Origin of the sequence: Streptomyces sp. TRM49041 (genome assembly GCF_008271805.1) — a bacterium.
GTDB lineage: Bacteria > Actinomycetota > Actinomycetes > Streptomycetales > Streptomycetaceae > Streptomyces.
In genome coordinates, this window is record NZ_VSRY01000158.1 from 41,229 (window position 1) to 54,187 (window position 12,959).

The 12,959-nt window shown below is 73.1% G+C and carries 11 protein-coding genes and 1 pseudogene; 9 read left to right on the forward strand and 3 right to left on the reverse strand.

The genetic code is table 11. The annotated features are described in order from the left end of the window. The first annotated feature begins 11 nt into the window (after positions 1 to 11). The 9 genes from FVS66_RS25940 to FVS66_RS25980 all read left to right on the forward strand — a co-directional run bounded on the left by FVS66_RS25940 (position 12) and on the right by FVS66_RS25980 (position 9,721). On the forward strand, positions 12 to 326 hold the full coding sequence (locus tag FVS66_RS25940) for a (2Fe-2S)-binding protein (protein ID WP_149183646.1): 315 nt from the start codon (positions 12 to 14) through the stop codon (positions 324 to 326). Continuing rightward, complete coding sequence (locus FVS66_RS25945; RefSeq protein WP_149183647.1) at positions 307 to 1,776, forward strand: NAD(P)/FAD-dependent oxidoreductase; 1,470 nt, start codon at positions 307 to 309, stop codon at positions 1,774 to 1,776. Before FVS66_RS25940 ends, FVS66_RS25945 begins: the two co-directional genes overlap by 20 nt. Before the next feature lie 107 nt (positions 1,777 to 1,883). Beyond that, positions 1,884 to 2,792 (forward strand): dihydrodipicolinate synthase family protein, encoded by a 909-nt coding sequence (locus FVS66_RS25950; protein ID WP_149183648.1) that lies wholly within the window; start codon positions 1,884 to 1,886, stop codon positions 2,790 to 2,792. 99 nt (positions 2,793 to 2,891) lie between these two features. Then, positions 2,892 to 3,896: a proline racemase family protein gene (locus FVS66_RS25955; RefSeq protein WP_149183649.1), complete on the forward strand. Its 1,005-nt coding sequence runs from the start codon at positions 2,892 to 2,894 to the stop codon at positions 3,894 to 3,896. After that, a complete protein-coding gene (locus FVS66_RS25960; protein WP_149183650.1) occupies positions 3,893 to 5,266 on the forward strand; it encodes an aldehyde dehydrogenase family protein in 1,374 nt (457 codons plus the stop codon). Before FVS66_RS25955 ends, FVS66_RS25960 begins: the two co-directional genes overlap by 4 nt. A gap of 55 nt (positions 5,267 to 5,321) precedes the next feature. Continuing rightward, complete coding sequence (locus FVS66_RS25965; RefSeq protein WP_149183651.1) at positions 5,322 to 6,002, forward strand: GntR family transcriptional regulator; 681 nt, start codon at positions 5,322 to 5,324, stop codon at positions 6,000 to 6,002. A 109-nt stretch (positions 6,003 to 6,111) separates the two neighbouring features. Further along, positions 6,112 to 7,377 (forward strand): alpha/beta fold hydrolase, encoded by a 1,266-nt coding sequence (locus FVS66_RS25970; protein ID WP_149183652.1) that lies wholly within the window; start codon positions 6,112 to 6,114, stop codon positions 7,375 to 7,377. Between the two features lie 51 nt (positions 7,378 to 7,428). Further along, positions 7,429 to 8,631 (forward strand): M6 family metalloprotease domain-containing protein, encoded by a 1,203-nt coding sequence (locus FVS66_RS25975; protein ID WP_149183653.1) that lies wholly within the window; start codon positions 7,429 to 7,431, stop codon positions 8,629 to 8,631. Positions 8,632 to 9,154: 523 nt separating this feature from the next. Beyond that, the gene (locus FVS66_RS25980; protein ID WP_149183654.1) at positions 9,155 to 9,721 is read left to right on the forward strand and encodes a GNAT family N-acetyltransferase; all 567 of its coding nucleotides are present in this window, start codon (positions 9,155 to 9,157) and stop codon (positions 9,719 to 9,721) included. Here FVS66_RS25980 and FVS66_RS25985 read toward each other — a convergent pair. From FVS66_RS25985 to FVS66_RS25995, 3 genes and pseudogenes are all read right to left on the reverse strand, one after another. Beyond that, on the reverse strand, positions 9,697 to 9,942 hold the full coding sequence (locus FVS66_RS25985) for a hypothetical protein (protein WP_262387214.1): 246 nt from the start codon (positions 9,940 to 9,942) through the stop codon (positions 9,697 to 9,699). The genes FVS66_RS25980 and FVS66_RS25985 overlap by 25 nt on opposite strands. Positions 9,943 to 10,026: 84 nt before the next feature. Then, a complete protein-coding gene (locus FVS66_RS25990; protein WP_149183655.1) occupies positions 10,027 to 10,488 on the reverse strand; it encodes a hypothetical protein in 462 nt (153 codons plus the stop codon). A gap of 193 nt (positions 10,489 to 10,681) precedes the next feature. Beyond that, positions 10,682 to 12,723: pseudogene (locus FVS66_RS25995) on the reverse strand (heavy metal translocating P-type ATPase); the annotation flags it as partial. Positions 12,724 to 12,959 lie beyond the last annotated feature (236 nt).

Below are 12,959 nucleotides of genomic sequence, written 5' to 3' on the forward strand. Positions count from 1 at the left end.
GAGGAGGCCCCGTGGCCCGCACCCCCGCCGACCTGGTCGGGGCACAGTCCGATCCGCCGTTCGAGATCACCTTCGACGGACGCCCCGTCGTTGTCCTGCCCGGTCAGACCGTCGCCGCCGCCCTGTGGGGCGCCGGCATCCTGGCCTGGCGCACCACCCGCGGCGGCGGCCGGCCGCGCGGCGCGTTCTGCGGCATCGGGCAGTGCTACGACTGCCTCGCCACGGTCAATGGTGTGCCGGGCCGCCGGGCCTGCCTGGTCCCCGCGCGGCCCGGCGATGTGATCACGACACAGGAAGGGCACGGCCATGACCGACTTGGTGCCTGAAGCGTCCGGCTCTTACGACCTCGCGGTCATCGGAGCGGGTCCCGCCGGACTCGCCGGCGCTGTCGCCGCTTGTGAACTCGGCCTCTCCGTCGCCTTGCTGGACTCCTCTCCTCAGCCCGGCGGTCAGTTCTACCGGCATCCCGCACCCGCCCTGGGTGCGGTGCGGCCCGAGGCGCTGCACCACGACTGGTCCGCCTTCTCCGACCTGCGACGCCGCCTGGCGGCGAGCGACATCGCCCACCTCGCCGGCCATCATGTGTGGTCCGTCGCGCGGGAGGCCGACGGCTCCTGGTCCGTGCACGCCGTCACCGGCGCCGACGGCGCCGCGGAACGACCCGTCCGGGTACGAGCCCGGGCGCTGTTGCTCGCCACCGGCGCGTACGAGCGTCAGCTGCCCTTCCCCGGCTGGACGCTGCCCGGCGTCGTGGGCGCCGGAGGTGCCCAGGCCATGCTCAAGTCCGGCCTCGTGCTCCCCGGCCGACGCGTCGTCGTGGCGGGCAGCGGCCCCCTTCTGCTCGCCGTCGCCTCGTCGCTGGCAGCGGCCGGCGCGCGGGTGCCGGCTGTGGTGGAGGCGTCCGGATACGCGCGGTACGCCCGCCACCCCCGGGTACTCCTGACCAACCCGCAGAAGGCCGCCGAGGCCCTGGTCCACAGCGCCGCCCTGCTCCGCCACCGGGTACGCGTACGGCTGCGCAGCGCCGTCACCGAGGTGCACGGCACCGAGCGTGTCGAAGCCGTCACCGTCACGCGCCTCGACCGAGACTGGCGGCCCGCGCGGGGGACGGGCCGCCGGATCGTCTGCGACGCGCTCGCCGTCGGGCACGGGCTCGTTCCCCAGATCGAGCTGGCCACCTCGCTCGGCTGCGCCACCCGCGTTCTGCCGGACCGCACGCTGGGCCTCGCTCTGGACGACCTCCAGGAGACTTCCGTCCGCGGCCTGTGGGCGGCGGGGGAGACCGGAGGCGTGGGCGGAGCCGAACTCGCCCGCACCGAAGGAGAGTTGGCCGGGCGAGCGGTGGCCGCGCGACTGCGCGGCGGGCGGGGTGCCGGTGCGCGGCGGATCGCCGAACTCCGGCGCCGCCGGGACCGTATGCGCGCCTTCGCCGACGTCATGGCCGCCGCTCACGCTCCCGGCCCCGGCTGGACCGCATGGCTCGACGACACCACGGACGTCTGCCGTTGCGAGGAGGTCACCGCGGGGCGGATCCGCGAGGCGGTCGCAGACCTCGGGGCGCGGGACGCACGGACGGTCAAGCTGCTCACCCGGGCCGGCATGGGCTGGTGCCAGGGGCGGATGTGCGGGACGGCCGTCGCCTGCCTGGCAGCCCGCGACGGCCAGGGCGAACCCCCCGCCGAGCGCCGCCCGTTCGCCGTGCCGGTTCCGCTGGCGACGCTCGCCACGCTCGACGAGACCACGGCACCGGGGACCGCGCAGAGCAAAGCGCCGTAAACCGAAAGCCCGTAGACCGAAGCCCTTTGGGCCGACAGTCCGGCGAGGACCGCAGTGGTCCCTCGTGAGGCTAAGTAAAATGTCACACGCTATCGAAAGGTCCTGACATGACCACCACCGGCTGGAACAGCGCCCGCCCCTGGCGCGGCATCATGGTCGCCACCACCCTCCCCTTCCGCGAGGACTTGTCCGTCGACTACGACGCCTATGCCGAGCACGTGGCCTGGCTGATCGCCAACGGCTGCGACGGTGTCGTCCCCAACGGCTCGCTCGGCGAGTATCAGACCCTCACCGACGAGGAGCGGGCCCAGGTCGTCCGTACCGCCGTCGAGGCGGCGGGCGACGGCGCGCGGGTCATGCCGGGCGTCGCCGCCTACGGCAGCGCCGAGTCCCGGCGCTGGGCCGAACAGGCCGCCGAAGCCGGCTGCGGCTCGGTCCTGCTCCTGCCGCCGAACGCCTACCGCGCCGACGAGCAGGCTGTAAGCGCGCACTACGCGGAGGTCGCCGGGGCCGGCATCCCGGTCGTCGCGTACAACAACCCCATCGACACCAAGGTCGACCTCACCCCCGGTCTGCTGGCCCGTCTGCACGCCGACGGCAGCATCGTGGCCGTGAAGGAGTTCAGCGGCGACGTCCGCAGGGCCTACGAGATCGCCGAGCTCGCCCCGGAACTCGACCTCCTGATCGGTGCCGATGACGTCCTGCTGGAGCTGGCGCTGGCGGGCGCGGTCGGCTGGATCGCCGGCTACTCCAACGCCTTCCCCGCGAGCTGCGCCGAGCTGTACCACGCCGCGGTCGCGGGTGATCTCGCCACCGCGCTGCCGCTTTACAAGTCCCTGCACTCGCTGCTGCGCTGGGACTCGAAGACCGAGTTCGTGCAGTCGATCAAGCTCTCCATGGACATCGCCGGCCGCCGAGGGGGCCCCACGCGCCCGCCCCGGCTCCCGCTCACCGGCGCCACGGAGGCCGGAGTGCGGATCGCCACCGAGAAGGCCGTCGCCGACGGCCACCGCTGACGGCCGCTGACGCGCCCGACCGGCGGACCCGCGCCGGCCTCCACGGCCGACCTGGGCCCGGTCCTCCGACCTGTTCGCCCAACGCCCGAAAGGAAGTCCATGCGTACCCGTCATGTCTTCCACGCCGTCGACTCGCACACGGAGGGCATGCCCACCCGTGTGATCACCGGGGGTGTCGGGGTGATCCCCGGTGCCACCATGGCCGAGCGCAGACTGCACTTCACGGAGCACCTGGACCACCTCCGTACGCTGCTGATGTACGAGCCGCGGGGGCACGCCGCGATGAGCGGCGCGATCCTGCAGCCGCCCACCCGGCCCGACGCCGACCACGGCGTGCTCTACATCGAGGTCTCCGGCCTGCTCCCGATGTGCGGCCACGGCACGATCGGCGTGGCCACCGTTCTCGTGGAGACCGGCATGGTGCCGGTGACCGAACCGGTCACCACCGTGCGGCTCGACACCCCGGCCGGGCTGGTCGCCGTCGACGTACGGGTGGAGGACGGTGCGGCGAAGTCCGTCACGCTCACCAACGTGCCGGCCTTCTCCGTCGGCCTGGACCGCAAGGTGACCGTCCCCGGATTCGGCACGGTCACCTACGACCTCGCCTTCGGCGGCAACTTCTACGCCTTCGTCCACCTCGACGATCTCGGCCTGCCGTTCGACCGCGGCCGCAAGGACGACCTCCTCGCGGCCGGATTGGCGATCATGGAGGCGATCAACGCCTCACCCGGGCGGCCTGTCCACCCGGAGAAGCCGGAGATCGCCGGGGTCAAGCACGTCTACCTCGCCGCCCCCGGCTCCGACGCACGCCACTCCCGGCACGCCATGGCCATCCATCCCGGCTGGTTCGACCGCTCCCCGTGCGGCACCGGCACCTCGGCCCGGATGGCCCAGCTCCATGCCCGGGGTGAGCTGCCGCTCGACACCGACTTCGTCAACGAGTCCTTCATCGGCACCCGCTTCACCGGCCGGCTCACCGCCGAGACCGAAGTCGGCGGCCTGCCCGCCGTCGTCCCGACCGTCACCGGCCGCGCCTGGATCACCGGCACCGCCCAGTACTTCCTCGACCCGGACGACCCCTTCCCTGGAGGCTTCCTCCTGTGACCACCGCCTCTTCCACCCTCACCTCCAGCAACCCTGCCGACCCGTCCGACGTGCTCCTGCGGATCCTGACACCCGGCGCCTTCGCGGCGGCCGACGCCGTCGAGCGGGCCCGTGCCGCCCAGCCGGGCTGGCTGCACGCCGGTGCCGTCGCCCGCTCGGCCGCCCTGGGCGCGGTCGCCGCTGCCCTCGACGAGGCGGCCGACGAACTGGCCGCGCTCGCCGTCCGCGAAGTCGGCAAGCCGCTCACCGAAGCCCGAGCCGAGATCGCGCGCGCCGCCGCGATCTGGCGCTACTACGCCCAGGCCCCCTACGAGGCCGTCGGCGCCGTGCACGAGCCCGGGGCCGGCAGCGGGCTCCTCCTGACGCGCCGCCGCCCGCACGGCGTGGCCGGGCTCATCACGCCCTGGAACTTCCCCTTCGCCATCCCGAGCTGGAAGGCGGCCCCCGCGCTCGCGGCCGGCAACACCGTCGTCCTCAAGCCCGCCCCCGAGGCCACCGCCTGCGCCCAGCGCCTCGCTGAGATCGTCCACCAGGCCGTCCCCACAGGCGTGTTCACCGTCCTGCCCGGTGGGGCGACCGAGGGCAACGCGCTGGTCTCCGCCGCGGACGTGGTCTCCTTCACCGGCTCCACCCCCGTCGGGCAGGCCGTCGCGCGAACCGCGACGGCCCGGGGCATCCCGGTTCAGGCCGAGATGGGCGGCCTGAACGCGGCGATCGTCCTGCCGGACGCCGACATCGAGCAGGCGGCAGGCCACATCGCCGCTGCCATCGCCGGTTACGCGGGGCAGAAATGCACCGCCACCAGCCGGGTGATCGCCGTCGGCGCCGCCCTCACCCCCCTGCGGGAGGCGCTCGCCGAGGCGCTGCGGGCACTGCCCGTCGGCGACCCGTCCGACCCGGCGACCGTCTGCGGTCCACTGATCGGTGAGCGGGCCCGCGACCAGGCCGCCGAGGCGTGGCAGGGGCTGTCCGTACTCGCCGGCGGCACCGTGCCGCCCGGCCCCGGCTGGTACGCGGCACCCACCCTGGTCGAGAAGGTCTCCCCGGGGCACCGGCTGCTGTGCGAGGAGGTCTTCGGTCCCCTGGCCGCCCTGCTGCCCGCCGACGACCTCGCCCACGCGGTGGGAATCGCCAACTCCGTACCGTACGGCCTGGTCACCTCGGTACACACCGCTGACCTGAGCACGGCCCTGGGCGCTCTCGACGGGCTCGACACCGGGATGATCCGGATCAACGCCCCCACCACGGGCGTCGACTTCCATCTGCCGTTCGGAGGCACCAAGGCGTCCAGTCACGGCCCGCGCGAACAGGGCCGGGCCGCCCTGGAGTTCTACACCTCCAGCCGGACGTATACCCTGTCGCCCACCTGAGCAACGTGACATTGTACGGTGGTGGTCCGGACCAGACGGAAGGATCACCACCGCCATGGGGCACCTGACCCACCGCGACCTCAACGCCTCCCGGGAGCGGCTGCGCGACCAGGTCGCCCACGCCCTGCGCGCCGCCCTGATCTCGGGCGAGCTCAGGCCGGGAGCGGTGTACTCGGCGCCGACCCTGGCCGAGGACTTCGGCATCTCCGCCACCCCCGTCCGCGAGGCGATGCTCGACCTGGCTCGCGAGGGCCTGGTCGAGCCCGTCCGCAACAAGGGGTTCCGCGTCACCGAGGTCGACGAGCGTGACCTCGACCAGTACACCGAGATCCGCGCCCTCATCGAGATCCCGATCACCGGCCGCGTCACGCGCACCGCCACCCGCGACGAGTTGGAGGCGTTGCGGCCGCTCGCCGAGGAGATCGTGCGCGCCGCCCGCGACCACGACCTCATCGGCTACCTGGAGGCCGACCGGCGCTTTCACCTCGCGCTCCTCGGCCTCGCGGGCAACGAACGGCTCGTCGAGACCGTGAGCGACCTGCGCAAGCGCACCCGCCTGTACGGCCTCACGGCCCTTGACGAGCGAGGCGAACTCATCCCGTCGGCCGAGGAACACCTGGAACTCCTCGACGTCATGCTCGCCGGCGACGCCGAGGGCGCGGAGGCGTGCATGGCCCGACACCTGGGCCATGTCCGCTCCCTGTGGGCCAAGGGCAAGCGACCGGCTGAGGCATAGCACGGGGTTATGGGCGGCTGAGGTCTCCTCGTGCCAGGGCGGCGCGGCGCACACTGCCATGCAATGTCACACATCACTGGCCGGCCTCCGTCGGCCGTGAAAGGGATCCATGAACCCCGCCTACGCGACCGTCGACCACACCTTCACCGTTCCCGTGGACCACCGGGCCCCCGGCGGCTCCACAATCGAACTCTTCGCCCGCGAGGTCGTCGACCCCGCCCGCGTGAACGAGAAACTGCCCTGGCTGCTGTATCTCCAGGGCGGCCCCGGCGGCAAGTCGCCCCGCCCGTCAGCCGGTTCGCCCGGCTGGCTGGACCAGGCACTGAAGACCCACCGCGTGCTGCTTCTCGACCAGCGCGGCACCGGTCGCTCCACCCCCGTCACCGCCCGCTCCGCCGCCGGATTCCCCTCCCCGGATCAGCTGGCCGCGTACCTGTCCCACTTCCGCGCCGACGCGATCGTCGCCGACGCGGAACTGATCCGCCGACGACTCTGCGGAGACACTCCGTGGGAAACCCTCGGCCAGAGCTACGGCGGCTTCATCACCCTCACCTACCTTTCGCAGGCCCCCGAGGGCCTGCGGGCCTGCTACGTCACCGGCGGCCTGCCCGGCCTCGCGGCCACCGCCGACGACGTCTACGCCCGCACCTACCCCCGCGTCCGCGACCGGGTCCTCGACTTCTACGCCCGCTATCCCGAGGACGCCTCCCGCCTGGGGAAGATCGCCGACTTCCTCGCGACCGGCGATGCCCGCCTGCCGAACGGGGACCGGCTCACCCCGCACCGCCTCCGTACACTCGGCCTCATGCTCGGCATGGGCGACGGATTCGAGCGCCTGCACTGGCTGCTCGACGAAGCCCTCGGCCCGGACGACGCACCGACCGACACCTTCCTCCACCAGGTCATGACTCTGACGGGCTTCACCGACAACCCGCTCTTCGCCGTCCTGCAGGAGACCCTGTACGGGCAGGGCACAGGCCCGACCGGCTGGGCGGCCTCCCGAGCCCTCGCCGACTTCCCCGAGTTCGCTGCGGACGCCGACCCCCTGCTGCTCACCGGCGAGATGATCTACCCCTGGATGTTCCGCGAAATCACGGGCCTTCGCCCCTTCGCCGACGCCGCGGACCTTCTGGCCGCCCGCACCGACTGGCCGCCCCTCTACGACCCTCACCGCCTCGCCGCCAACGAGATTCCACTCGCCGCGATCGTCTACCACGACGACATGTACGTCGACGCCGGCCTCTCGCTGCGCACGGCACGTGAGGTCGGAGCCACCCGCGTCTGGGTCACCAACGAGTGGGAGCACGACGGCGTCTCCACTTCCGGCGGCCGCGTCCTCGCCCGCCTGATGGACCTGGCCGCGGGCCGTGCGTGACCTCTCGCTCCCGCTCCCCCTCCCCTCCCCTCCGCCTCCGACAGGAGAGACATGACTGCCCTGCCCCGCCTGCGCCCCCTCGCGGCCGCCCTTGTACTCACCTCCTGCCTGGCCACCACCCCCGCGGCGCACGCGGCCGGCCCGTCCGCTCCGTCCGATGCGTCCACTCGGGCCGCTCGGGCCGCCGACTGCGCGCTGCCCGGCCGGACCGGATGGACCGACGAAGGCCACGACACCGACCGCGTCCAGTTCCAGCCGGCCACCGGAACCCGCCGTGTCCTCACCCTGTTCGTCGACTTCCCCGACGCGCCGGCCACCGACACCACCGAGCCGTACGCCGCCCATCTCGCCCCCGCCGCCGACTGGATGCGCACGGCCAGCTACGGCCGCCTCCGCCTCTCCATCAACTCCCTGCGCAGGTGGGTCCGCATGCCCGCGGACTCGACCTCGTACGGTTTCGCGCGCGGCCTCACCTTCGAGACGCACGAGCAGTACGTGCGCGACGCGGTCGCCGCCGCCGACCCGTACGCGGACTTCTCCCGCTACGACATGGTCTACATCGTCCCCACCCGGACGGCGGCCGCGATCCCGTTCTCCCCGACCTACCTCTACGATCCCGCCGCCCCCGGTGTGGCCGCCGACGGCACCCGCCTCAAGTGGGCCGTGACCTTCGGTCAGGACATGTGGCGCTGGGGCCACAAGGTCGTCGCCCACGAGACCGGCCACACCTTCGGCCTGCCCGACCTCTACTCCTTCACCGGCCCCACCCACCAGTACGCAGGCGGCTGGGACATCATGGGCAACATCGCGGGGGCCGCCCCGCAGTTCCTCGGCTGGCACTCGTGGAAGCTGGGCTGGACCCGCGACCACCAGGTCACCTGCCTCGCCGGGCCCGGACACCGCACCGTACGCCTGACTCCCGTGGAACGGCCCGGCGGCACCAAGATCGCCGTACTGCGCACCGGTGAGACCACGGCGTACGTCGCCGAGTCCCGCCGCCCCGAGCGCAACGACGGCTCCGCCTGTTCGAGCGGTGTCCTCATCTACCGGATCGACTCCGCGACCCCGACCGGCGAGGGCCCGGTCCGGATTATGAACGGCGACCCGGCCGCGAGCCCGCCCGCCGGCTGCACGCAGCTCGACCTCGCGGCGTTCGAGCCGGGCCAGACTTTCACCGACCCGGACACGGGTGTCCGGATCGGCGTCCGCGCAGGCGGACCGGCGGGGGACGTGGTCACGCTCAGCAATACCTGAGGAGGAGCTGACCTGCGCTGTTCCCGGGACTGACCACCCAGGACCAGCGCAGCTGACGAAGCACGGCTGGGTCGTGCGTCGGGGCGCTGACGCACGACCCTGACCGTGGCGCTCGTTTAACGCTCGTGTGCCCGTGATCACGGTCGTCGGGTGTTCGAAATAGGGCCTGACCTGCACATTCTCCCGAGCGCTCCAGGTCCACACCTTCCCGATGACGCATCACGTGGAGTGTGTCGCCATCCTTGAACCGGCCGCGAAGGGCTCCTGACCTGCGGTTTTGTGCCTGTGCATCATGTCCGGTGCGGGTGTCACGGGCGATGTCCTGACGCTCGTTCTGATGGTGTGTCAGCCCCGATGTGTCGCTGCTCAGGCGCTCCAATGGCCACGCCGTTGGGGCAGGACGACTGGCCCCGCGGGCGTCGGCGGACCCGACGTGCCCCGTGACCTGGAGCCTGGGGTCGGGGCGCGGTGTGGTCGGCCGAAAGCCGTCCTGCCGTGGTCGGAGCGGTCGTAGCGTCGTGCCATGACCACTGTTGACGACACGGCCTACCGGTACCGCACCGCCGTTCCCGAGGACTTCGAGGCCGTCAAAGCCCTGGACGGTTCCTTCACCACCGACACCGTCTTCCAGGTGACCGCCGGCGAGGACGGGTTCGCGCTGCGGGAGATCTCCGTGGACCCGCCCCTGACCAAGGTGTTCCCCGACGACGAGTCGGACGGCGACGACGGGGACGACGGGGACGACCCTGACTCCCGTACCTTCGTCGCCCACGGGATCGCAGGCGACCTGGCCGGGTTCGTCGCTGTCTCGTACTCCGGCTGGAACCGTCGGCTGACCATCGAGGACATCGAGATCGCCCCGGAGCACCGGGGACGGGGGCTCGGCCGCGCGCTGATGGGGCTCGCGGTGGAGTTCGCCCGAGAGCGGGGTGCCGGGCACATCTGGCTTGAGGTCACCAACGTCAACGCGCCGGCGATCCACGCGTACCGGCGGATGGGCTTCGCCTTCTGCGGGCTGGACACCGCCCTCTACGAGGGGACGGCCTCGGAGGGCGAGCAGGCGCTCTACATGAGCATGCACTGCCCCTGAGCAGACAGCAGGCGGCACAGGGAGGGACCGGCCCCGTCGCCCGGCGCGACCGTGACGGTCAGCAGCCAGGCAGGGACTCCGTCCGGGGCGGCGGCCCGCTCGTACCACTCCACGCGCGCGTCCAGCAGCCGGCTGCCCGCCGCCCGGCGGGCGGCGTACCACCTCTGGAAGGGCTCGGAGCGCCACACCACCAGCGGGACGGCCCGCTCGTGGGCCCGCACGGGTACACGGACGCGTCCCAGGACTCGGGCGGCTCCTGGCCGACGTACACCACTTCGACCGGGGCGGGGGCCTCGGCAAGGGACTCAGTGGACACGGGACCAAACCGAGGTGGCCGGTGTCCGCCGGCCTGTGCAGTGGGCGCCGGGGACCGCCGCAGCCACCTCGCGGCCCAGGTGGGCGGGGGCCGGCACGTCGTCGGCGAAGCCCACTACCAGCGGGTGCGTGGTGATCCGCGCGTACGCGGCGGGCCGGTTCGGGGCAGGCGGGCACGGGCGGTGCGCGGCGGAGGTTCCGCTGAGCGCGGCGATCTCGAACAGGTCCAGCCATGCTGCGACCGAGGCTTCGTCCGCCAGGGTCCTGGGAGAGAGGTTCTGCGCCAGCCGTACGAACGCCTCGTACTCCGGCGGCAGCCGGCTGCCCGCCTCGGCGTACGCGGCCTCGGCGCGAGCCGGCGCGTCGCCGACGGCGCCGGGCAGTACCCGCGTCGCGGCCGGCAACGCGCCGCTCGCCAGGTGCGGATCGGTGAGGAGCTTGACGACGGGCACGGGCGCCCCTGAGGGGCGTTGCGTACGCCGGCACTGTCGTCGCGTGGCCGGGTCCTGGGCATCTGACCGTGACCTGGAGAGATGCCGACGCAGCTCCCGAGCTGACGGGCCACGGTCGACTCAGGCGCTCTCGCCCCTACGGGTGGCCTCGGGGTGAACGTGGCCCTGGACGGTAGCCGCGACATGCCGGGCGGGACAGCAGCCTGTGGGTTTCTTCCACGGCGGCCAGGGCCGCCGGGCCGGGGGTGTCGGAGAGACGGTCGGCGGCGTCGCGTACGGAGTCGAGGACGTCCTGGAGGTCGTCGTGTTCGGCGGCGAAGCGGTGGATGAGACTTTCGGCGGCGGGCGTGAGGGCCGGGCTTACGGCCTGGTCGACGCGCAGGGCGCGAAGGGCGTTGAGGATGACGGCGACGTCGATGCCCTCCTGGAGCAGTGCGCCGGCGGCGGGCGGGAGCAGGCCGACGGCGGCCGCCGCCATGGCGGCCAGGGACATGAGCATGCCCCCGAGCGCGCTCTGTACGGCGATGCGGCGGGCGCGCTGGGCGATGGTGACGGCGTCGGCGAGGCGGTCCACGCGGTCGGTGGTCAGGACGATGTCGGCAGCTTCCGAGGACGCGGTGGAGCCGCGGGCGCCCATGGCGACGCCGATGTCCGCGGCGGCGAGGGCGGGGGTGTCGTTGACGCCGTCGCCGACCATGACGGTGACCGCGCGCTCGCGCTCGGCGCGCACGGCGGTGACCTTGTCGGCCGGGCTCAGCTCGGCGCGTACGTCGTCGAGACCGAGGACGGCGGCGACTTCGTGCGCGGGTGCGGCGCGGTCGCCGGTGAGCATCAGCAGCCGTCGGAAACCTGCCGCGCGCAGGTGGCGCAGGGTGCGCGGGGCGTCGTGACGCAGGGGGTCGCGCAACAGGATCGCACCGGCGAGGTGTCCGTCGACGGTGAGCCAGGCGACGGCGGCGCCGTCGAGGAGCGCTCGGTTGTCGACCGCCTTGGCCCACGCGGGCCGTGCGCTGTCGGGACCGAGGCGGCCGATGGAGACCCGGTGCCCGTCCACGGTGCCGGTGGCGCCCCGTCCGGGTTCCTCGGTGACGTCCGTCGGGACGGAGAGATCCAGGTTGCGTTCCCGGGCCGTGTCGACGATGGCCCGGGCCAGGACGTGCGGCGAGTACTGGTCCAACGAGGCGGCCAGGCGGAGCACCTCTGACGGTTTGACGTCGGGGGCGGCGGTGACGTCGAGGACACGGGGGCGGCCGCGGGTGAGGGTGCCGGTCTTGTCGAGCAGGAGGGTGCGGGCGTGACCGAGGTTCTCCAGAGCACCGCCGTCGCGGATGACCACGCCGAGGCGGGAGGCCCGGGACAGGCCGGAGACGATGGCGACCGGTGCGGCCAGCAGCAGAGGGCAGGGCGTGGCGACGACCAGGACGGCGACCGCGCGTACCGCGCTGCCGCTGATCAGCCAGGCCAGACCCGCCACCAGGAGGGACAGCGGGAGGAACCAGGCCGCGTACCGGTCGGCCAGCCGCACCACAGGCGCGGACTCGCCCCCGGCCTGCTGGGCCAGCCGTACGATCCCGGCGTATGTGCTGTCCTGCTCGGTGGCGGTGGCGCGCAGTTCGAAGGCGCCACCGGCGTTGACCACGCCGCTGCGTACCGTCTCGCCCCGGGGCCGTTCGACCTGCAGGGTTTACCGGTGAGTACCGACTCGTCCAGGACGGCGGCGGCGCTCTCCACACGGCCGTCGACGGGAACGACCTCGCCGGAGCCGACGACGAGCAGGTCGCCCACGGTGACCTCGCCCAGGGGCACCGTGGCCACCCCGGCGTCCGTGCGGAGGCGCGCCGAGCGCGGCGCGTGTTCCAGCAGGGCACGAAGGTCGTGAGAGGCCCGCCGCCGGGCGGCCGCTTCCAGGGTGCGGCCGGTGGCGAGCATCAGGGCGATCAGGGCGCCGGCCAGGTACTCGCCCACGGCCAGGGTTCCGCCGAGCGCGAGTACGGCGATCAGATCCACACCCGCCTGCCCGCGCCGCAGCGCGGCCAGCACCCACCCCACCGCGGGGACGACAGCGGAGACCGTGCCCAGAGCCCAGAACAGGTCCGCGAGGCCGCGGGCACCGGCCAGCCAGGCGATACCGCCGCCGGTCAGGGCCGCCACCGTGACGACCAGGAGTACCGGTTCGAGGCGAGTGGTCACGACCGCCGCGGTCAGGCGGCGCAGCCGTGCTGCGGTGTGGTTCATGGCGCACCTCGGTCCGTGCGGCGTCCACTGGGGCGGCCTCCTCTCCATCCCATCGTGACAGCCGGACCGGCGGCAGGGACCGTCCGGCTCCGTCTCGGGGCCGGACGGTAGGTGTGTGGGGGCTCGAATCCACATGGCGGGCCCCGGTGCCGGAGAGGGGACCTCCCGGCCCGGGGCCCGAAGTCACCGGTCATCGGTTGTCGAAGGTCGCTGAGCGGTCGATCCGTCCGGCGGCG